19 protein-coding genes are annotated in these 22,566 nt (G+C 41.6%); 9 read left to right on the top strand and 10 right to left on the bottom strand.

The window, feature by feature from the left end; all coding sequences use genetic code 11:
* Positions 1-128 precede the first annotated feature (128 nt).
* The gene (locus VRK28_RS06280; protein WP_062566597.1) at positions 129-1,703 is read left to right on the top strand and encodes a methyl-accepting chemotaxis protein; all 1,575 of its coding nucleotides are present in this window, start codon (positions 129-131) and stop codon (positions 1,701-1,703) included.
* Between the two features lie 61 nt (positions 1,704-1,764).
* Here VRK28_RS06280 and VRK28_RS06285 read toward each other — a convergent pair whose 3' ends face one another.
* A complete protein-coding gene (locus VRK28_RS06285) occupies positions 1,765-2,547 on the bottom strand; it encodes a YggN family protein (protein ID WP_054551020.1) in 783 nt (260 codons plus the stop codon).
* Positions 2,548-2,652: 105 nt separating this feature from the next.
* Positions 2,653-5,082, bottom strand: a complete 2,430-nt coding sequence (locus VRK28_RS06290) for a zinc-dependent metalloprotease (protein WP_062566460.1) — start codon at positions 5,080-5,082, stop codon at positions 2,653-2,655.
* Between the two features lie 160 nt (positions 5,083-5,242).
* Here VRK28_RS06290 and VRK28_RS06295 point away from each other — a divergent pair, with 160 nt between their 5' ends.
* Positions 5,243-6,211, top strand: a complete 969-nt coding sequence (locus VRK28_RS06295) for a class 1 fructose-bisphosphatase (protein ID WP_062566461.1) — start codon at positions 5,243-5,245, stop codon at positions 6,209-6,211.
* Between the two features lie 40 nt (positions 6,212-6,251).
* Here the strand turns inward: VRK28_RS06295 and VRK28_RS06300 are convergent, their stop codons facing one another.
* Complete coding sequence (locus tag VRK28_RS06300) at positions 6,252-6,575, bottom strand: hypothetical protein (protein ID WP_062566462.1); 324 nt, start codon at positions 6,573-6,575, stop codon at positions 6,252-6,254.
* Positions 6,576-6,618: 43 nt separating this feature from the next.
* Here VRK28_RS06300 and VRK28_RS06305 point away from each other — a divergent pair, with 43 nt between their 5' ends.
* The 3 genes from VRK28_RS06305 (at position 6,619) to VRK28_RS06315 (ending at position 11,210) form a co-directional block, all read left to right on the top strand.
* Positions 6,619-6,975: a DUF5522 domain-containing protein gene (locus tag VRK28_RS06305; protein WP_062566463.1), complete on the top strand. Its 357-nt coding sequence runs from the start codon at positions 6,619-6,621 to the stop codon at positions 6,973-6,975.
* 180 nt (positions 6,976-7,155) lie between these two features.
* A complete protein-coding gene (locus VRK28_RS06310; RefSeq protein WP_062566464.1) occupies positions 7,156-9,588 on the top strand; it encodes a TonB-dependent receptor in 2,433 nt (810 codons plus the stop codon).
* Between the two features lie 83 nt (positions 9,589-9,671).
* Positions 9,672-11,210: a tetratricopeptide repeat-containing sulfotransferase family protein gene (locus VRK28_RS06315; protein WP_062566598.1), complete on the top strand. Its 1,539-nt coding sequence runs from the start codon at positions 9,672-9,674 to the stop codon at positions 11,208-11,210.
* Here the strand turns inward: VRK28_RS06315 and VRK28_RS06320 are convergent.
* The 7 genes from VRK28_RS06320 to VRK28_RS06350 form a co-directional block, all read right to left on the bottom strand.
* Complete coding sequence (locus VRK28_RS06320; protein WP_062566465.1) at positions 11,185-12,024, bottom strand: sulfurtransferase; 840 nt, start codon at positions 12,022-12,024, stop codon at positions 11,185-11,187. The two genes, VRK28_RS06315 and VRK28_RS06320, sit on opposite strands and share 26 nt — an antisense overlap.
* Positions 12,024-12,899 carry a capsular polysaccharide export protein, LipB/KpsS family gene (locus tag VRK28_RS06325; RefSeq protein ID WP_240701459.1) on the bottom strand — a complete coding sequence of 292 codons (876 nt, stop codon included), beginning with the start codon at positions 12,897-12,899 and terminating at the stop codon, positions 12,024-12,026. Before VRK28_RS06325 ends, VRK28_RS06320 begins: the two co-directional genes overlap by 1 nt.
* Positions 12,900-13,276: 377 nt before the next feature.
* Positions 13,277-13,696, bottom strand: coding sequence for a group I truncated hemoglobin (locus VRK28_RS06330; RefSeq protein ID WP_062566467.1), 420 nt, complete (start codon positions 13,694-13,696; stop codon positions 13,277-13,279).
* Positions 13,696-14,529, bottom strand: coding sequence for a DUF3034 family protein (locus VRK28_RS06335; RefSeq protein WP_058585872.1), 834 nt, complete (start codon positions 14,527-14,529; stop codon positions 13,696-13,698). The genes VRK28_RS06330 and VRK28_RS06335 overlap by 1 nt, the downstream gene beginning before the upstream one ends.
* Positions 14,516-16,831 (bottom strand): bifunctional diguanylate cyclase/phosphodiesterase, encoded by a 2,316-nt coding sequence (locus VRK28_RS06340; protein ID WP_062566468.1) that lies wholly within the window; start codon positions 16,829-16,831, stop codon positions 14,516-14,518. Before VRK28_RS06340 ends, VRK28_RS06335 begins: the two co-directional genes overlap by 14 nt.
* Complete coding sequence (locus tag VRK28_RS06345; RefSeq protein WP_062566469.1) at positions 16,821-17,471, bottom strand: methylamine utilization protein; 651 nt, start codon at positions 17,469-17,471, stop codon at positions 16,821-16,823. The genes VRK28_RS06340 and VRK28_RS06345 overlap by 11 nt, the downstream gene beginning before the upstream one ends.
* 167 nt (positions 17,472-17,638) lie before the next feature.
* On the bottom strand, positions 17,639-18,745 hold the full coding sequence (locus VRK28_RS06350; protein ID WP_062566470.1) for a phosphoribosylaminoimidazolesuccinocarboxamide synthase: 1,107 nt from the start codon (positions 18,743-18,745) through the stop codon (positions 17,639-17,641).
* A 217-nt stretch (positions 18,746-18,962) separates the two neighbouring features.
* Between VRK28_RS06350 and VRK28_RS06355 the strand changes: the two genes are divergently transcribed.
* Genes VRK28_RS06355 through VRK28_RS06370 form a run of 4 tightly spaced genes read left to right on the top strand, consistent with a single transcriptional unit; the run spans position 18,963 to position 22,539 of the window.
* A complete protein-coding gene (locus VRK28_RS06355) occupies positions 18,963-20,036 on the top strand; it encodes a CDP-glycerol glycerophosphotransferase family protein (protein WP_244269411.1) in 1,074 nt (357 codons plus the stop codon).
* A 16-nt stretch (positions 20,037-20,052) separates the two neighbouring features.
* Complete coding sequence (locus VRK28_RS06360; RefSeq protein WP_054561016.1) at positions 20,053-20,751, top strand: ABC transporter ATP-binding protein; 699 nt, start codon at positions 20,053-20,055, stop codon at positions 20,749-20,751.
* Positions 20,738-22,042 (top strand): ABC transporter permease, encoded by a 1,305-nt coding sequence (locus VRK28_RS06365; protein WP_062566471.1) that lies wholly within the window; start codon positions 20,738-20,740, stop codon positions 22,040-22,042. Before VRK28_RS06360 ends, VRK28_RS06365 begins: the two co-directional genes overlap by 14 nt.
* Before the next feature lie 8 nt (positions 22,043-22,050).
* Positions 22,051-22,539: a DUF3299 domain-containing protein gene (locus VRK28_RS06370; RefSeq protein ID WP_054552700.1), complete on the top strand. Its 489-nt coding sequence runs from the start codon at positions 22,051-22,053 to the stop codon at positions 22,537-22,539.
* Positions 22,540-22,566 lie beyond the last annotated feature (27 nt).

The following is a 22,566-nucleotide window of genomic DNA, read 5'->3' on the forward strand; positions in this document are numbered from 1 at the left end:
AACGCTGTCATTTTTCCTTAATAAAACCAGACAAACGTGGTAAAAGTTAACAGGGGAAATAATAAAGGAGGCTGACTGTGTTATCAGGATTAGCTTTAAAAACAAAAATCACCTTATTTGCTATCGCTATGTTTATTGCGTTATCTGCGATAGCGTTACTTGGCTTACAATCTTTACGCCATGCCAGCGAAAGCGACAACATCGCGCGTATCAACCAGCTCATGAAGAGCACCACCAATATTGTTGAGCAATTTGAGTTGATGGTTAAAAGCAATCAACTCGAAGAAGCACAAGCAAAGAAGCTTGCTATTCAGGTACTTCGAGAAAATAAATACCACGACTCAGAATATGTGTATGTCGTCGACAACAACTTAGATTTTGTCGCCACTCCGCACGACCCAGAGCTACACGGCACCAGCTTTAACGATTTTAAAGATGCCAGCGGCAACAGTATCGGCCGTATGGTCGAAAATCTCGTGGGTAACACGACCAATAAAATCATCACCTATCACTGGGATTCAGTGCGAGATGGTGAAACCGTTGATTTAACCTCTGTAGTACAAAAAACACCGCTGTTTGGCTGGTATGTTGGTACAGGCATTAGCGCCAAAGAAGTTGATGAACGTTATTGGAATACTGCAAAGTGGTTGCTGGGCTTATCTATGCTTATTGCCATTGCACTGACCTTTGCTATTGCTCGCTTTGGCTCATCGCTCACTAATGCCTTAGGCGGCGAAATTGATGAAGTAATCGGTATTGTAAAAAACGTCTCTCGCGGCAACTTAAACTCATATATTCGCCAAGATGCTCCACCTGAGAGCATTATTGCTGCCATGCATTACATGCAGCAAGGTTTACGTGGCGTTGTTGGCGGCATTAAAGGCGTTACAGATAGCTTAAAAAATCAAAGTGTTGATAACGAGTCTCGCTCTGTTGAGCTCGATAAACTCACTCGTAGCCTAAACGAAGAAACTCAAATGGTAGCTTCAGCAATTACCGAGTTAACAGCCTCAGCGCAAACCGTTGTTGAACATGCTGAACAAGCCGCTTACTCAGTGCAAGAAGCTGAGCAACAAGGTCAAAGCGCCAGCCACTTAACCAGCGAGGCTGCTGATACCATCGCGCTTTTAGAGCAGCAAATTGACAGCGCTGGTAATAATATTCAAGTGCTAGATGATGAGGTAAATAACATCGCAAATGTGCTCAGTGTTATTCAAGGTATTGCCGAACAAACTAACTTACTTGCGCTTAACGCAGCGATAGAAGCTGCCCGTGCAGGTGAGCAAGGACGAGGCTTTGCTGTTGTTGCTGATGAAGTTCGCGGGCTTGCTCAGCGCACACAAACCAGTACTGAAGAAATCCGCAATATGATTGGCAAACTACAAGCTGCAACCCAAGATGCCAAATCATCTGTTTCGCTTAGTATTAGTACCAGTGAACAAACCGTTGAAAAGTCGACTAAAGCCAATGAAGAGCTAAAACGCGTTGCCAGTTCACTCAGCGCCATCGCGCAAATGAGCCATCAGATAGCCATTGCTGCAAAAGAGCAGCTTGATGCCGGTGAAGACACTGCCAAACGTATCGTAACTATCTCAGACACGGCTTCACAAACGGCTGATGTATCAAATCAGGCCCATACAGCAACCGATTTGATCAAAGGTCTTACTAGCAATTTAGAAACTGAAACCGCTAAATTCAGTTAATTTAAATCAACTAAAACGAAAAAGCCCAGCAACTGCTGGGCTTTTTCGTTTTAAATTCGCATTAAGACTTTATTTGTACCAAATCAAAATCGGCCATACCAGGCACCATTTGTTGTAATCGTGATTCGGTGACATCTAATGAGTTCAAACACTCACAATACTCAGAGGCTTTCATCTCTAATTGCTCTGCTTTCTTTTGTAGTGATTTATCAATTTCTTTTGAGATGATATCCATACGCTGCCCCATATCATTGATACGGTCTTCGATGTTACCTTCGCGCGATTTAAAAGCATCGCCTAACGAGACTAAAATAGCGCCAAGTGAGCCATGCACTGCAGAGTGAATTTTTTGGCTGATTTCTTTGGTAAAAAAGTCATCTATTTTCGACAGCGACTGCGGAGCAATAAAGAAGAAGTCATCACCACGCTTAAATTTATCCATCAGCGCACGCTCAACATATTGCAGCTGAGTTTTTAGTACTTCGGGCTCTTTGTCTGACATGCCCTCAACAACTTGCTCGATGGCACTTAAGCCAAGGTTTACACCATCGGTCGCCAAGTCAACAAGTTCAGGGACTGTTTGCCTGATACCGCGGCTGAACTGCTCTACAACTTTGCTTTCATCTGGGCTTAAATCAACCCAATAACCTCTTATAAACAATTGGTTATCGTTATTGATCTGTACGCGAGTTTGACCTTTATCAACAATACGAATGACATCATCAGTGATTATTAAGCCATGGCTTAGCTCTACATCGCATTGTTTTTTTTCTAGGGTTGCGTAGCTGGAAAAGCTAGAGAATGTAATGGCCGCTGCTAACAACGAGCGAGAAAAGAACGCCATATACACCTCAAAAAGACAAAAAAGGAAGGCCGCTAGATTAGCAAATATCCAATTTTATGCAAGTAAAACGCCTAGCTATGCTAGGCGTCTTAAAAGAAAGGTGGATTAAATTGGTGAACCCGGTGGCATTGGCAACACTTTAAAGTTTGCAGGCCATTCACCGCTTTCTAAAAACAAGCTGATTTGCTCGCTTAAGTATTGCTTAAATGCACTGTTACCAACGGATGCACTGCCTAGCATTGATTCTTGTTGGTAACTCTTTGCAAGTTTAGCTAAGTAGTAACGAAGCTGTGCTTGTACTTCGGGTGCCACCTCATTGCTTGCCACTAAGTCAGCAAACTGTTTCGCCGTTAAAAGCTGCACACGTTGGCTAATTTTACCTGCCATCCCTGAAGCAATTTTTTGCTCAAAAACTTGCTGATAAGTTTGTGCTAATAGCGCATCTAAACCATAAAATGCATCGCTTCGTGCTTGCTGCTGCGCCAAACGGTTAATGCGTTGGCTATTGAAAAGTAGGCTCAAGCTATGTGCTGCAGCAACCTCAGGCAGCGCCATAGCATCAAGCGTTAGTCCTGTGCGACCAACAATACTTTCGCGTGATTTAGATTCTCCATATGCTTTTGGTGGAATAAGCGCTAATATTGACTCAGGTAAAACAAGGTTTTCGGCTTTTAGCGTTGCAAGTAAGGCATCCACTGCTGCTTGTTGCGTTTGCTTTGCCACAACCTGTGCCCCTTTTGGTTGTGAGCCATCACGTACTTCGTACTCATAATTCACACCAGCAATTAGTTTAACCGCAGCTTCTACTTGATAGCGATGGAACAAATAAAGTGGCACCAGTATTTCTTCTAGTTGTGATAAAGCAGTGCCTGTTTTGATGTTTTCGATACCAAAGCTCGTCAGCGCTTGTTTGCGAACATCAAGTACACGCATTAGCTCATCACTTGGTGAACTGCCGTTATCCCATAAATGCCCTGTTGGGTGAGCACCACCTTGAGCGCGGGCATCACTGTCTGAAATAAATTCCAGCCCTTTGCTTTTGTTTTCAGCTAAAATTGCGGCCAATTGCTGTGCTTCATTTTGATTGGTGAAGTCGCTATAACCGTATTTGACCACTTGGGTATCCCACACGCCCATGCCAGTAGCATAGCCTCGACTTACATCTAATTTACCTTGCTCATTAAAGCTCAGTAGTGGGTGTGGATAATCCATCACAGAGGCTCTGTCTGCCACTGACGCTGCAAAGTTATGCGAAATACCTAAAGTATGCCCGACTTCATGGGCACTTAATTGACGAATACGATCAAGTGCCATGGCTTGTAAACGCTTAGCCACTTCATTGCCTTCAAAATAGGGAGCTGCTAATGCTTCCGCAATTAGGATGTCTTGACGAACACGCAGTGAACCCAGTGTCACATGACCTTTGATGATTTCACCTGTTCGAGGGTCAATCACTGAGCTGCCATACGACCAACCACGGGTTGCACGGTGCACCCATTGAATTACGTTGTAGCGGATATCCATAGGGTCTGCATCATCAGGGAGCACTTTAACAATAAATGCGTTCTTATAACCTGCTGCATTAAAGGCATCATTCCACCATTTAGCACCATCAAGTAACGCTGTTTTAACTGGCTCTGGGACACCCGGATCTAAGTAATAAACAATCGGCTCAACGGGCTCGCTGATTGGCAGGCTCGGATCTTTTTTCGCTAAACGATGACGCGGGATGTAACGCACATACATAGACTCACCCAGCGCTGCCGCATAATCTTTGTGCTCAATGCTCCAAAAACCTGCTTGGGGGTGGAATTTGCGAGGGGTGTAGTTATCGTCCGGTAACTCAATTAATGAGTGATGCATATGCACTGTCAGTGCATAAGGGTCTGCACTCACTTGGCGTACATACTTACCTGGGTTATTACCTTGAAAAGTAAGCACGGCTTCTAATTCAGTATTTTTTTCAAACGCTTTTGAGCGTGCTAAATATACCGCACTGCGGTTGCTATCTAAGTTAAAACTTCCCTGCCCGGTTGCTGATAAACGACGGCTTACACCATGAACATCGCTTAATAAATAAGGGGTGTAATCCACAAGTACCGCAGTGTCTGACTGAGCTACAACACTAAAGCCCGCTAAAATACTTGATGCGAACGCCTCTTTAATACTTTGTTGTTCCGCAAGGTTATTAGTATTAGCACGGTAATAAGTATTAATAGCTCTTAACATCACTTTATCGCCAAAACGCTCAAATTGAACTAAGTGAGTATCGCCTAACTGACCGCGATCTAAGCCAATATCATTTGAACCAACACCGTAAGGTAAGCTTTGTTGTAATAAAAATTGTTGCTCGAGTTTATCCACCTCAAGATACAATTTGCCGTTTTCTGTGTCGTAGTAAAATGAAAAATAGCCTGAAAAATGAGTCATTTTTTCAGTAAAATCATTTATAGACTTAATTGCTGCGTGTGCTTGAGTTATCATAGTAAGTAGCACAGCTAAGAGCAGATATCGTAGTAATGGTATTTTTTGCATAATCTTATCTTTGTTATTCGCGTTTTAAATACTGTATAGGTATTAAGCAGTATAAAGTACCGCCAAGAAAAATCAGCTATTTAAGACGAAATTCAGCGCTTGCTAAGACATTCTCTCTCACACTAAAAATGTCTGGCTACAACGTTATCAGGAAAATAGAATGCGTAGACTCCCACCGGTATTGTTAGAAGATGGTTGCCCTCGTGAACTGATCTCATTGATCAGAACGGTACTTGCGGCATGTAAAGAAATTTCATTTCGTGTTGGTCAAGGCGCCCTATCTGGCGTATTAGGCTCAACCCTAGACGAAAACATTCAGGGTGAAACACAGAAAAAACTCGACGTTCTAACTAACCAACTTTTAAAAGATATTTTATTAGAATCGGGCTACGTAAAAGCCATTGCCTCTGAAGAAGAAGATTTCACCGTTGCGGGTAATCCAGATGCCAACTACATTGTTGCATTCGACCCACTTGATGGCTCATCAAATACTGATATCAACTCACTCGTTGGTACGATTTTCTCAATTATGGCGGCGCCTGAAGGGGCTGTTCCGGCTGATCCTAGTATTTTTATGCAACCGGGTAAAAACCAAGTTGCAGCGGGTTATGTATTATATGGCCCATCAACCGTGCTGGCGTTAACAACCGGCAAAGGCACACGCTTTTTCACCTTAGATAAAACGCACGGTACCTTCTTATTAACGCAAGATTTTGCAACCGTACCTGAAGAGACTAGCGAATTTGCAATCAATGCTTCAAACCAACGCCATTGGCAACCAGCAATGCAAAATTACATCAATGACTTAATTGCTGGTGATACTGGACCGCGTGGTCGTAACTTTAACATGCGCTGGATTGCTGCAATGGTAGGTGATGTGCACCGTGTATTATGCCGTGGTGGTATTTTTACTTACCCAACCGACACGAAAGATCCAAATAAACCTAACAAATTACGTTTATTATACGAAGCAAACCCAATGGCAATGTTAATCGAACAAGCTGGCGGTATTGCCTCAACAGGCACTGAGCGCATCATGGACATTCAACCTGATGCTATTCACCAACGTGTGGCGGTGATCTTAGGTTCGAAGAACGAAGTGGAAACCTGCTTAAGCTACCATAAATAGCAAGCAGTAAATGCCTTAGGCTGAAAGGTATAAAATTCTTTCAGCCTAAAGTCACTGCTAATAACTTCTTTAGCGTACTTGTACTCAACTCACCCATTTGCTCGTTATTACTTAGCGCATAAATAGCCCCTTCAACGGCACTTTCGTCGATGTCTTGCCTAGACTCTACTACGTTTGCCCAAAGTTCTAATTCATCGATATCTATTTCGCCGTCTATAACACGCTGTAAAACCTGGCAGAAAACATCTTGCGTCAGAGTATAGATACCACCTTGCGTGTCTGGAGTACTGGTAATTACTGAGATTGCCTCAAATCGGTTATCACCAAAGCGGGCAAACTCATCTAATGCGTCTAATTTATCCATTTGCTATGCTTACCTTTTCAATCTCAAAGCATCTTTTTATTTAATGACAACCCTTACTTGCTCACAATGCAAAGCAACGCTTAACTGCCAAGCCGACAATATTAATGCCTGTTGGTGTAATGAGCTGCCCAACATTTTACCACTCGATGAGGCTGCAACAGAATGTTTATGCCGAGACTGTACTATAAAAAAGATCAATTCATTTTTATCTAAACTTTACCAACAACCTCTTGAACAGCAGCTTGCCTTTGCTAAGCCTTATTTTACTCAAGGTAATTTAATAGAAAATCTCGATTACACCATGCAAAACAACTACATGGTATTTAGCCGCTGGTTCTTTTTAAAACGCGGCCATTGCTGTAGTAATGGCTGTACTCATTGCCCTTATTCCGACAGCTAATCCCTTACAGAGTATTTATTCAATTATTTTGCATTTAATTGCAAATAACGCATGGACGATAAGAATAAAAATACATTATAATTGGATATAAATTCACTAAATCATCAATTTTTAAGCTTAAATCACTAGTAATGTCTATTTTTTAAGCATAAATTTACTGTAACTAAGTCGGAATCAATCATGAACACTTTTAAGCCTGCTCTACTTGCAAGTGCAATTTCTGCAGTTTTAATCAATAGCAATATGGCGTTTGCTGCAGAAGATGCTATCGAAGTTGATAAATCAATTGAAACTATTCAAATTACTGCAACACGACGTGCAGGCTCTGTGCAAGATGCACCGCTTAATATCACAGCGCTCAATGGCGATGTAATTAGCGACCAAAACATTGGCGATCTAGAAGATGTCGCACGCTGGGTACCTGGCTTAACAATTTCTGATCAAGGTGGTCGTGAAGGTTCTCCGATTATCGTTCGTGGTTTGAATACAAATACCTCTGACCGTATTTCTGATAGTGGCACAGTGGCAACCTATGTTGGTGAAATTCCACTGAGCATCGACTTACGTTTAACTGATGTTGACCGTGTTGAAGTGCTAATTGGCCCACAAGGTACACTGTATGGTGCAGGTACTTTAGGTGGTGCAATTCGTTACTTACTAAAGCAACCTGAGCTTGATATCACCGAAGGTAAGATTACAGGCGATGTATTTAGCATTAACGAAAGTGACGGCACTGGCGGTGAGTTTGGTGCTGTATTCAATACCCCGCTAATTGAAGAAAAACTAGCGCTTCGTGCTAGCTTAAATTATTACGATAACCCTGGTTACATTGACTACACTCACGTGGTTCAAGAACCGGGTGTATCAAACCCAAACCCTGACTTTTCAGACAGCAGCGATGTAAATGCCAACTTAAAAAGCGTAAGCGATGTTAACGATGAGCAAATCACCACAGCACGTTTATCACTGCGTTGGCTTGCAACCGAAGATGTTGATGCAACGCTAAACTACTTTTATCAAAAGCAAGAAAATGGCGGTAACTCGACATCGCAATACGGCTCACTTGCTGATAGTAGTGCACTACAAGGTGTCCCAGGAAAGTACGAAAACGTAGCTCGTGTACTTGAGCCTGGTGAAGAAGAAAACGATTTATTAAGTTTAGAAGTAAAAGCAGATCTTGGTTTTGCTGAGCTGGTATCTGCATCTGGTTGGTCTAGCTATGAGCAGTCTGGTCAGCGCGATCAAACTGATCTACTTTACGATATTTGGTCAGGTTATGCCGACTTCCCTTCTTTTGTTGGCTACACGCACGATACCTCAGATCGCGATACATTTACGCAAGAACTTCGTTTAGTTTCAAATAGTAATAGTGCTTTTAGCTGGATTGTAGGCGGCTTCTACAACAAAGTAGAAAGTTACTCTGATGATCGTGAGTACACGCCGGGTCTGACTGAGTACTGGGGTGGTGGTATTCCAAATGTTGAACAAGACCTTGAGTACATTCTAATTTCAGATAGCGAAACCACTGAAAAAGCACTTTTTGGTGAAATCGGCTACAGCATCACAGATCAGTTTGATGTAACTTTAGGTGCTCGTTTTTACGAATACGATGTATCAACAACATCAGGCTCTGCAACGCCGCTTTATTCTGGTGATTTTGATTCACTAGATAACCTTGTTATGGAAAATGTGAGCGCTAGTGATAACGGTAACTTATTTAAGTTTAATGCTAACTATACATTCGATAATGGTGTACTTGCTTACTTTACTGTGAGTGAAGGTTTCCGTATTGGTGGTGGTAACGGTATTGCTCCTTGCCCTGATGTATTACCTGAGCAACAAATAGTTTGTGCCCTGCCAAACGAAGAAGATTACAAACCAGATACAACAGTCAACTACGAGCTAGGCTTTAAGTCATCATGGTTACGTAACCGCCTACACTTCAATGCTGCACTATTTAATGTTGATTGGAAAGATGCGCAAGTAGGTAGTAGCACTGTAAATGGCCAAGAGCTAATTACCTCAAATGCAGGCTCTGCTAATTCGAAAGGTGTTGAACTTTCTACTCGCGCAATGATTGGTGATAATTGGGCTGCATATGCGACATACGCGTATGCAAAGGCTGAATTGACCGAAGATGCACCTTACTTATTTGGTGTGTTAGGCGATGACTTAGCACAGTACCAAAGCTACTATGATGGTGCTAAAGGCGACCGTTTACCGGGCGCTCCTGAGCATCAATTCTCGTTTGGTCTTCGTTACGAGCAAGATGTCTTAGGTGATAAGTTATTAAGTGTAAACTACGGTATCACAGCGCAAAGCAATGTGATCACCAAAGTAGGCCTAAAAGCAGACGGCGAAGTATTACCTGGTTATGCACTAAGTAACTTATCTGCCAAAATTACTGGTGATATGTGGTCTGCAACGCTTTACGTAGACAATTTATTCGATAAATATGCATTCACTTCTGTACGTCGTGATAAGTCTTGGGCAGGTATGTCACAATATACTGAGCTAAACAAAGAACTACCTGAGCTACAGCGTGTTTATGGTCACTACACCACAGCGCCTCGTACTATCGGTATGAAGTTTAGCTACAACTTTGAGCTGTAATTAAACATACCCATAAAAGCCTTGCCACCTTTAGGCAGGGCTTTTTAATACCTGAAAATAATTAATTGGTATACTATGCGCTTATGCTAAATGATACCCAACAAGCGCTTCGCGCTCATATCCAACAGTTGTTAAACAACAAACAACTAACCGATGCACATCACTTACTTGTGCAGCGCCTAAAACAAAATCCTGAAGACCATGTTTGTTACTTTTTACTCAGCGAAGTCAACACCGCAGCTGGCGATATCACCAAAGCGATTAAGCTCCTTGAAAAAGCCCTAAGCCTAGCCCCTTTTGCAGTTTATCATTTAGCACTTGCCAGGTTATACGTACTGTTAGGCAAAGTAAGTAATGCAGCTGTACATTATCAAAGCGCATTACAAACAGCTGACTTTAGTGGCGCAGACTTTGATACATTAGCCAACATTGCGACCCGTTTAGGGCATTATGACGACGCTCTTAGCTTCCAACAAGCAGCCTACCAGCGCAATAAAGATAACCCACAAATTAGCTATAATTTGGCAGTGTGTTATAAAATTCACGGACTGTTCGATGAAGCTAAAAGCTTGCTTCAGCAACTAACCACAAAGCAACCTAGCTTTTATCAAGCCCACTATTCGCAGGCTGAACTCAATACTGTTATAGATGCAGAGCAACATATCCAAAAACTACAAGCCTTGGCGGATAAAGAAAAAAGCATTGTTGAACAGCAAGTGTATTTTCATAGTCTTGCTCTTAATTATGAGCACCTAAATGACTACAAAAATGCATTTAAATACTTTGCACAAAGTAAGCAAGCGATAGCCAGTAAACTTAACTATCAAGCAAGCCAACACCACCACTTTTGTCAAAAGCTCATTACGCAAAGCAAACAACAAGCACCTGCAAGTAGTGACTCTGAGTTCTTACCCGTTTTTGTTGTTGGCATGCCCCGCTCTGGCACAACCTTAGTTGAAAAAATCCTTAATCAAAGTACACAACTGCAAGGGGTTGGGGAGTTAAATGATATTGCACAACTCATACAATTCGCCACGCAATCAGCGCGTGTAATAGACAGCGAAATGCTCGATAAGGCATATGAATCTGAGGCAATAAAAACAGCACTGGCTAGCTATCAACAAAGAGCTGAGCTACTAAGTGGCGGCCTAAGAAGTTGTGACAAACAGCCATTTAACTTTTACTATATTGATTTTATTTTAGCGGCTTTTCCTAATGCTAAAATCGTTTGTATGCAGCGGGGCTGGCAAGATTGCAGCATTGCCAATTTTAGACAGATGTATAGCCCGCAAAGTGTGTTTCATCACTACAGTTTTACACTTGAAGATATTGCCTCGTTCTATCAAGATTACTCGGCATTAGTCAGTCATTTTGCCAACAAGTATCCTGAAAATGTTTTTTTGCAAAGCTATGAGCAATTGGTGGCAGAGCCTACTCAACAAACTCAGAAGCTCTATGCGTTTTGTGATTTAAGCTGGCAGGAAAACTGCCTGACTTTTTATAAAAGTAATGCAGCATCAGCCACGGCGAGTAAAAAGCAAATCCGCCAGCCACTGAATAAAAACAGTATCGGCAGCTGGCAAAATTACGCTGAGTTTATTGGTGCGGACCTGTTTCAATAGGTAGGTCGTGACGAGCGCCCCACTCACTCCATGAGCCATCGTAAACACGTAAGTTAGCGTAACCGCATTCATCGGCACACAATGCAATTGCACAAGCGGTTACACCTGAACCACAACTAAACTGCAACTGGGTGTGATGCGGCGCTATGTGTTGTTCAAATAATGCCTGCAATTCGCTAAGGGGTTTAAGCTCACCGTTATTTAGCACTGTTGCTAGAGATAAACTGCGACTATTTGGAATATGGCCACTGCGCATACCTTCGCGCGGCTCAGCGTGTTCACCGGTAAAGCGCTCATAAGGGCGAGCGTCGAGTGTTAGTGTGCTTTGTTCGTCAAGTGAGTTAAGTACTTGCTCAGCATTGATAAAGTAATCAGCGCGCGGGCTGGCAACAAAGTTGCCTTGACCAGTAGCGGCTGAATAGCTTGCTTGTGTAGCAAAACCAAGTGCCAGCCACTTAGCTAAACCGCCACTTAAAACTTTTACGTTATCAAAGCCCATGGCTTTAAACATCCACCACGCACGCGCTGAACTGAATAAGCCTTGGTCTTCATAAATCACAACTAGAGAGTCTTGGTTAACACCAGCAAGCTGCATATGTTCTGTGAACTGCTCGCTACTGCACATCATGCTTGGTACAGGGTTACTGTTATCTGCCAGCGTCTTTTTGAAATCAAAACGCTGTGCATTAGGAAGCATAGCCTTAGGCGCATACTCACCCGGTAAACCAGGACGTACCATTCCTGCATCGAAGATAACCAAGTTATCCTGGCTTAAATGCTCGTTTAACCATTCTGGCGAGACAATGTTCTTCATTAGCTTTCCTTTTGCGATAACTGTGCAAATGTATCTTGTTGAGTTAAGCGCTTTTCGACCGCTTCAACATGCTCAGTTGTACATTCTTTCCAAACACCAGGCAAGCAATACACATGCTTTAAGTAGGTAAAAAACTTATCTCTCAGAATACTGTTAGACTGCCAGCCATTTTGTAGTTTTTCTAAGCACTTAATCAAAGTCGCTTGATCACTCGCGTGTAGTACAAGCTCATCAATGTTGTAACAAGCAAGCCCTAAGGTAATCACTTTTTTATCAAGTAATAAAGATTCTAAGCCAACGGTCGAGTTAATAGTGATCACGGCTTCAGCGCCATTGATAAGCTCTCGAGTACAATTTCCGTTAGCAAAAACGGCAACATCATTTCTATCGTACAAGTGCTCATAGTGCTTATGCCATGAAGGATGTTCTTTAAAAACGACTTTAAGTTCTGGATCATTTAACTGTTTTACAGCTGAAACAACAGCATAGTAATACTCTTCCATTGACTTAAGCCATGGAGAGTAGCAAGCTATTTGAGTATCGTGTGGAACTTGAAATGGCACAAATAAGTATTTTTTGGGTAACTCGATTGCGTCAAACTTACAGCGCTTTTTATGATTCGCTCTTGGAATTAAATCAGGCGCAGAAAATGGCAACTTCCCCTGCGGATCAAAGTTTAAATAGAATTGACTATCTCGCGGTACAGAAGCCGCAAAATTAATACCTTTTGGATCTAAGCTTGTTGTTCCGGGCAGTAACCCATTTTCATAGTAATAGGTGGTCACTCCTAAAGCCTTAGCAGCCATACAAACAGTAACATTCGGTAATTTATTACCATTCCAAATGACTAAAGCTTGTGGCGATTCTGACTTCAATAAATCATAATACTTAGCGAACCGACACCGCTCCACAAGCAGCATCAAAGCAGAGTAACTTTTAATTATTAGCGGGTTATTCCATAAACTATTACGCGCTTGTTTCCGTAATAGTTGCTCCGCAATTATTTTACTAAAATCATACTTAGTCGTATTTTTGATGTATTTCAGAGCACCAAATCTTGGTACCCCCATCGTGTGCACTTTGCAATTTAAGGGTAACTTCTCAATTAGTTCTTTGTAATAGCGGGCGTGTACATTATTGCGAGAGATAAATAGAAAAGACATGCTTTAAGCCATACATTAAATAATTCTGTTGAAGTTTAAGGACTACAGTCAAAGAATGCAATAAAGTAAAAATTTAATATAAACAATAGCTAAATATCAATTACCTCAGGGCGAAGTGGTGCTAAGCGACTAAGGATTTTATTTTGTACCGTTTGCGGGATCTGTTGTTCGTCCATAGCATTAATCAAAAGCTCTACCACACGGTTAAAGTCTTTTTCAGGGATATTCATTCCTGTGTGGATATCAACCATATTGTCGCCTTTGTATTCACAAGGACCGTTGGTGACGCTACACAAATGAGTAATAAAACCTTGTCGAAAATGGGCGACATTCGTTTGTTTAAAATAAGCTAAAATTTGTTCGTCACGGCCTATTTGATTAATAAAACTATCAACCAGTTTTTCAACTCCTTGTTCGCCATTAATTTGCTGATACAAGGTGCTATTGTTGCTACTTGCACAACCAACTAACATAACGGCAAATACAAATGTAAAAAGTGTTTTCATCATTACCAATACCCTGTTACAGAAAGATACCAACCTGTTTGATCCTTAGCCCCAGCAATACTTCCTAAGTCTAACCAAGCAGCAGTCACGCTAACATACTTATTAGGAAACCAAGCAACAAACACATCCTGCCAATCTTGCTCCCCTAAGCCTAGGTTATTGGACTTTTCACGATACTCAACACCAACGGCTATTTGGTGGGTTAAAAACACAGCTGTCGATGCTTCAAATAACAATTCTTTATCGCTATCAGGGCCGCCAAAGCCTAACAAGCCAAGCTGATTAGCATCGCTATAACGAAAGGTGGTGTTCCAAAACCAGTTATACCCAGCAAGCGCGCCCAAATGTAATTTACTAGCAGCAAGGTATACATCGGTACCGCTGGTATCTTTGGCGCCGAGTAAGTTTGCGATACTGCCGTCATCAAGTGATTTATGTTGTACACCCAAGCTCAACTGCGGCCATTTACTGTAAACGATATCGCCGTATAAGCGTACTTTTGCCCCTGTAATTGATTGCTCAATATCGGTATTTAATGCGGGAACTTCGAAGCGTTGCTCTGCGTAACTAAATTCAACGCGATCATAAATATTTAGCTGCGCGCCACAAACATCTAAGCGGTAATCACTCACATCAGCGCGGCTGCAAAAACCATTTATTGCTATTTCATCATCACTTGCATAGCCTGCAAGCTGCGCCCAAGGGACAATACCACCACCCGCACTACCTTCAACTTGTGAGACACCAGGCGTTGCTAGTAATTTACCCGATGCAGCTAATCCTGAACTTGCAAAACCGAGGCAAGCCAGACAAAACAACCAATTAAGACGCTTCATTGTACACCTCTAACCACTGCAAAAACTGCTCTGATTTTAGTGGCCTACTTAAATAATACCCTTGTGCATAATCGCATTTATTTTGCACTAAAATATCCAGTGAATTTTTGTTCTCAACCCCTTCAGCAACAACCGAAAAGCCCAGCTGATGACCTAGAGTCACCGTCGATTGCACTATGTATTGATCTTGACGTGACTGATCTAATTGCAAAATAAAACACTTATCAAGTTTTAGCTCATCAATCGGTAATGACTTTAAACGCCCAAGCGATGTTTGCCCTACACCATAGTCATCCAACGAGATTTTAACCCCCAAGGTTTTGAGGTTTTCTAGCGCCTTAATACCTTGCTCTTCGTTCTCAATCATATCGCGTTCTGTAAGCTCAATTGTGATCAAGCGCCCATTAACAGCATGTTTTTCTAACTGTTTAGCAAGGTGCGAGTAAAAGCTTGGGTATGCAATATCTTGCGCAGAGACATTAATTGCAGCCTGCATAGTAATACCTTGCTGTTGCCATGCTGCAACTTGCGACACTACGGTTTTAACAACCCAAGAAGTTAACTCAACAATCACCCCCGATTGCTCTGCTAAATCAATAAACAGTTCTGGTGAAACCCACTGACCGTCTTTGCGCTGCCAGCGGATTAACGACTCAACTTTATCAATGCTATTAGTTTTAATATTTAGTTTTGGCTGATAGGTCATGAACAGCTGACCGTCATCATCAACAAGGGCTTGCTTAAGTTCATCAATTATTGCAAGGCGCTCAAGATGCTCTTCGTCTTCACCTTCTTGATAATAATGAATAGTTTTATGCTCGCAAGATGCGGTATCAACAGCAATTAACGAACGACGCATTAAGTCCTCAGGGCTGACATTTTGCGAAAGGCAATGCACCACCCCAACACTAAAGCGTAACGTAATATTTAAGCCTTGAATTAAGTAGCCAGCCTGTAACTGAGCAACTAACTTCATTACCGCATCTTTAAACTGTTTCGTTTCATCTGCTGGCAATAAAGTTAAAAACTCATCACCGCCAATCCGAGCATTAACACCATTATGATGAGCTGAGTATTCACCAATACGCTCAGCAACCGCTTTTAAACAATCATCACCAATACGCGGACCTAATTTATCATTGATATGACGAAGGCCGCGGATATCTATAGCAACCAGTGTGTACTCAGCTCCTTCGGCAAACAAGTTTTCCATATTTTCCAACATAGCAGAACGGGTATAAAAACCGGTTAATGAGTCATGGCTAGCTTGAAAACTTATTTGCTGTTCACGCTCTTTGATGTCGTTACCCATGTTGTTAAAGGCATCAATTAAAGTGGTGATCTCGCTACTTTGCTTTTTACCTACAAATTCAGCTTTATAATTGCCACGGGCAAATTGCTGTGCAAGTAAAGTAAGCTTTGAAAGCGGTGTTGTGAGATTTTTAGCTAAGATACCACTGGTCAATACGCCTATCACAACAGTAATAGCAGCAAGCACAATAATGGTGAAAAACAGCTGTTCAAACTCACGATAACTCTGGGTTAAATCAGCACTTAATAGCACAGAAACTAGGTGTCCGGGCAAAGATGGAAGTTCAACCAGGCGGTTTCTATAGACCGGCTTTTCACCAAATATGCGCTGCGTTGTCTCGTTATTAAAATGCGCTAATACAGAGGTGCTTTGTGGTTGCTTGGTCAGCGATGTTTCTACAACACCATCATCTTCACCAATAAAACTCACATCCATTGTGGTGAGGTTTTTAAGCTCTGCAGCAACAAGGTCGTTAATCTCGAATCCCACTAAACTGTAGGCAACAGTTCGAGGTGCGCGCACCGGCAGTAAAATAACTTGGTAAAGGGTTTGATCAAGTACAATGAAATTTGATTGCTCAGCATCAATGAGTAATTCATTCATCAATGCAGAAAACTCATCTGGCCTATGATTAAATTCAGTATTTGCTGAAACCAATTGCCCTGATAAATCCACAAGCAACATCAAATCAGCATTTATTCGACGACTGTGGTTATTCAATACACTACTAATGGTATCGGCGTCTTGAGTTGCGACCGCTTGTTTAAAGCCAAAATCTGCGGTGAGGACCTTTGCAGCCGTTAATAGCAGGCTCTCTTTAGCGCTTAAATATTGCTTAAAAACATTTTCAGCAACATTAATATCTTCACGTAGCTTTTGATCGTTAAAGCGATTTGTCGACCACCAAGAGCTCGCTAAACTTACTAAACTAGTTAATAAAACCAGGCTTACGCATAAGGCTATGATCCGCCCTCTTAAACTATGAATCATTATCTGCCTTAAACATCTCACCAAACGTATTACGCGGTGCAGGTTCATTCGTATTAATTGTAATATCAGCGACTTGCTCAGTTACAGTGACTGATAATTTTTTATTGATTTCACTTGCTTGGTTTGGGTGCCAAATCGTTATGCTAGTTGGAACAGTAATACCTTTTAATTGTACTTTGCCATCCTCTGCTGTTTTTAGTGTATTAGCGCTATTTGCGACATAGATATAACCCACCATAGAGTCGTGAATATTACAGCCTAAGACTACAACTCCGCTGTTATCAAACAACTCTGGTTTTTCTGGACGGTCAGCGTAAAGCTTAATATTAAATGGTTTAGCACTTGAAAAAGAATAAACATGATGGCGGATATTATCGCTATTAGGAAAATCAACAGACTGCCCTTGTTGTATCACCAATACATTAGGTGAAAATTGTTTATCAACCTGGTCCATTATCGCTATGGGTAATTGCGTGCTCGGTGAGTTCGCATTATTTTCTAATTCGATGACAGCATCAGCCAAAGGCTTACCAAATTGATCACGAACGGTAAATGAAATATCAGCAGCGAATGCAGTTGCTGCGCTGCACAGAACTACAAAAGAACATACCGTGCGAGCACAGTGCGCAAAAAACGTCATAATTGAACCTTGCTTAGCCTAGTTTGCTAATAAGTATAGATTAATCTTAGCTTAAGTTAATGAGAGAGGGTATGAAAAGCAAGAAAAAAGCCAAGCAGTTTTACTAGAAAACCAACTTGGCTTTAATAATATTGACTTAGAGCATATCTAAGTTAAAAAAATAGCAATTAATTGTGCTTAATTAAGCCGTATTCTTTATCTAAAATAGCGATTACTTCACTACGTGGGTCGCTTGGAATAGTAATTTCTTGACCAATGATTTTACTCGCAATGCCAACGTAAGTATCAGACACTTCAAGCATCACTGATTCTGGCAAGGTATAGTCTTTAGCAAGCTGCTCACGCTCGTCCATGCGGTCTTTATTTAATAACACATCGCTGTCTGGCACGTTATTAATTAATAGCTGGCGGAAACCCTCTTTTGAGTTTTCAATGATTTTACCGTCACGGTAAGCTGGGCCATCCCAGATACGTGACGAATCAGGCGTACCCACTTCATCAATGTAGATAAGCTTATCTGAACCATCAATGTCTTCAACATAACCAAATTCAAATTTAGTATCGACAAAGATTTGGTCTAGCTGTGCAAGTTCATCACTGATCAGCTTAAAACCTTCAACAAGTAGTTGCTCATATTTAGCGACATCGTCTTCAGATTTGAAGTTGAAAACAGCTAAGTTATTGGTGATGTTTTCACGGGTAATGTTCACATCATCTACTTCAGGAATATCAGCAACACCTGTGATAATGCCTTTCGTTGATGGCGTAATTAACACTTCATCTAGCTTTTGGTTCGCAGCAAGTCCCTCTGGTAAATCAATACCACAGAAATTACGCGTGCCTTTCGCATAATCACGCCACATACTGCCAGTAATATATTGGCGAGCAATGGCTTCAACTTTCACAGTGCTTGCTTTACGCACAATCCATACATAAGGGTGTGGAATATCAACAATATGGTTACCAGCAAGGCCTGCTTTATCAAATAACTTAAACCAATGAGATGCCACAGAGTTTAGCGCGATGCCTTTACCAGGCACACCATTTAAACCGTTTTCACCTTGCCAAATACAATCAAACGCAGAAATACGGTCAGAAATAACCATAATAGCTAGCTCAGTTCCTTTTGGAACTTGATAACCTTTTTCATTAATTAAACGAGCGCTGTCTTCATCAGTTAACCAATAAACTGAACGCACTTTACCACTGTGTACCGCACCTTTAGTACGGATCGGTAAATCATCGTTTACGTCTAAAACTTTATAGCTAGTCATGCTATCTCCGATAGTATTTGGCATGCTCTTGTGAGCACATGTATGGGATTGGGGTTATGGCCGCCTATAATAATCTAGACGCTTTGAAAGCTCAATCATTGCACTATCATCAGCAGCCTGCGGATGTAATAAAAACCATAAAAATTTAAACTTTCAGTAATTTTGCTGTCATAAACATTATTTCGCTATACTAGTGCCCTCGAAATAGGAGGTTTTCTTGGATTACTTAGCAGCTACCGCAGAAAAAAAATATTTAATGTTTATTTCGCAGAACTATTCGTACGCGATCTTACGCCCATTGCAACGGGAGATTTTAGCTCGTGGTGGTGAAGTTAAATGGTTTTTCTATGGTGATGAAGTTAATCAGAACTTCCTTCGTTCAGATGAATCGTGTTTAGAAACTATAGATGATGTAATCCAGTGGCAGCCAGACATTTCATACATTCCCGGGAATGTAATTCCAAACTTTATCCCAGGAAAAAAAGTAGCTGTTTTTCACGGCTTTAATTCTGGAAAACTAAATCGAAAAGGATACGAAGATCATTTTAACATCCGAGGCTGCTTTGACCTGTATTGTACCCAAGGCCCTAATACAACTTCTAAGTTTGAGAAACTAGCTAAAAAGCATGGTTTCTTTTTAACTAAAGAAACAGGTTGGCCTACTCTAGATCCATTATTTTCAAAAATAGAAAACAATCCATACGTAGATGAAGGCGATAAAAGGCAAACTCTTTTAATTTGTTCGACTTTTTCAAAACGCCTGTCTCTTGCACCTAAATTATACGAACAAATAAAAGCGTACAGTGAGCAAGGTAAATGGCGAATTTTGGTGCAATTTCACCCGAAAATGCCAAGTGAGCTTGTTGAACGATACAAGGCTCTACAAAACGACAATCTAACTTTTGTCGAGACAGATAATGTACTACCACTCTTACAAGCTGCTGATGTCATGCTGTGTGATACCTCATCTATTTTGCTTATGTTTATCTTACAAAGAAAACCCGTCGTGACGTTCTGCAACCAAGCACCTGGCGAACACCTTATTGATGTCACAGATGTCAATAAACTAACTGAAGCGATTGATTATGCCTTCACACGACCTGCTGAATTAATGGCGAAAATTGAGCACTTCTGCCAGCAACTGCATCCATATCAAGACGGCTTATCGAGTCAACGTGTACTTGCTGCTAGCAATGAATTACTATTGAGCAACCCTGCACTTAAGCCGAAACCACGTAATTTTATTCGTAATTTTAAAATGCGTAGAAAATTAAATTACTGGCGATGGTAACAATTCATAGGTCGTTATGATCACGCTTGAAAATGTGCTTTTTAAATGGCACGCAAAACAACCCGAGCCGACGATCAATATTACTAAGCTAGATATTGATCAAGGCGAACATGTTTTTCTTCACGGTCCGAGTGGTTGTGGTAAATCAACGTTATTATCATTGCTTGCTGGCGTCACAGTACCAACACAGGGCAATATCGAGCTGCTTGGTAAAGCGATTAACCAACTTAGTAATAGTAAACGGGACCGTTTTCGTGCCGACCATATTGGCTATATTTTTCAAAACTTTAATTTACTACCTTATTTATCGCCTATTGAAAATGTGACTTTGGGTTGCCAATTTTCAAAGCAAAGGCAAAAAAACGCATTAAAAAATAGTGCAACAATAGCCGCTGAAGCAAGCCGCTTACTGAGCGCTTTAGGGCTAAATGATAACTTGCAGCATCAAGCAGTTGCACAGCTGAGTATTGGCCAGCAACAAAGAGTTGCCGCAGCGCGAGCCTTTATTGGCAGCCCTGAAATTATTATTGCAGATGAACCTACCTCAGCACTCGACACACAAAATCGCCAAGCATTCGTAAAATTGTTATTTGAGCAGGCAAGCGCAGCAAATAGCACGCTAATTTTTGTTAGCCATGATGAAACATTACAAACGCTATTTACCCGCAGTATCAGCCTTGTTGAGTTACAAGGAGGCACAGATGCTACTCATTAAACTCGCCACAAAAAGTTTATTAAACCGAAAGGCCAGCGCCCTACTCACCCTATTTACCATTGCTATCAGCGTAATGTTATTGATGTCGATTGAGCGGGTTCGAGTTGATGCTAAAAGTAGCTTTAGCAATACAATTTCTGGCACTGATTTAATTGTCGGTGCGCGTACCGGTGATATCCAGTTGCTGCTGTCTTCGGTATTTCGCATTGGTCATGCTAATAATGGCGTGAGTTGGAAAAGTTACCAATACATATCAGGGCAACGGGGAGTGAAATGGGCTATTCCTATGTCACTTGGCGACAGCCATAAAGGTTTAGCTGTACTTGGTACAAATAAAGACTATTTTGAGCACTATCGCTTTGCTAAAAAGCAGTCGTTGAGCTTTTCACAAGGCCATGAATTTAATCACTTATTTGAGGTTGTATTAGGTGCTGAGGTTGCCAATACTCTTGGCTATCAGCTTGGTGACGAAGTGGTGATTGCGCACGGCATGGGCAATACCAGCTTTCATAATCATGACGATAACCCATTTAAAGTGGTCGGTATTTTAAATCCAACGGGCACACCTGTTGATAAAACCCTGCATATTCCACTTGCAGCAATTGAAGCGATTCATGGTGGTCATGCTCATCAGCATGAAGCCGCTCAGGCTGATGCAAATGACCACGACCACGACCACGACCACGACCACGACCACGACCACGACCAGCATGATGATGTTGATTTAGTTGGCACACCAAAACAAATAACCGCTTTTTTACTTGGTTTCGATTCACCACTTTATACCTTACAAGTGCGTCGTAATATTAACCAATACAAAGATGAGGCACTGCTAGCCATCATGCCGGGAGTTACTTTGCGTGAACTATGGGAAATGCTCTCTATCGTTGAAAAAATCTTGCTGTTATTTTCTATCGTCGTGGTGCTGATCAGTTTGCTTGGCATGTTAACGAGCCTGCTTTCAAGCTTAAATCAACGCCGCAGAGAACTTGCTATTTTGCGCTCTGTTGGCGCAAGACCTTGGCATATTTTCACCTTGATCAGTGTAGAATCATTACTCATTACAGGGCTTGGCTGCATTGTTGGTATCGCATTATTCTATGCTTTAATGCTACTCGGCGCAGATTACTTGCAAAGCCATGCCGGAATAAGCCTAAATATAGCCTTATTGTCATCCTATGAACTCATGCTTTTAGCTGCGATAATGGTTGCAGGCTTTATTGTTGGGTTAATTCCCGCAACTCGCGCGTATTTCTACTCTCTTGCTGATGGTATGAGTATTAAAATTTAAGGAATGTTATGCCGTTTTTTCGAAAATTCGTCGCTTTAGTCGCATTAGTTGTGTGTGCTGGAGCTAATGCTGGCGCACCTAAAGAAATCTTCTGGGAAGATTTAATTCCAAAAGGTCATGTGCAAATCGATACCCAAGCGCAAGCAAACCATGAAGGCTCAGAACAAAACTGGGTGCAACCAGACCTTGATGCTCCCGTGGTAAAAGAACTTAATGGTCAATCAGTAAGTTTGCCTGGTTTTGTTGTTCCCCTTGAAGGCGACAGCGAAGTGATCACCGAGTTTTTATTGGTACCTTACTTTGGTGCTTGTATTCACGTACCACCACCACCGCCAAATCAAATTGTGCATGTCACGATTAAAGACGGCGTACCAATCGAAAGCCTATACGATGCGATTGTCGTGACTGGCGTTATCAGCACCGAAACCTGGTCTGGTGAAATTGCTCAAGTCGGCTATAAAATGAAAGCCGTTGGTGTAGCACCATTTGAGTTATAAGTTTTTAAAGAGCATGCTTTTGCATGC

The sequence above is a fragment of the Pseudoalteromonas sp. P80D2 genome (assembly GCF_036680945.1).
Classification (GTDB): Bacteria; Pseudomonadota; Gammaproteobacteria; order Enterobacterales; family Alteromonadaceae; genus Pseudoalteromonas; species Pseudoalteromonas shioyasakiensis.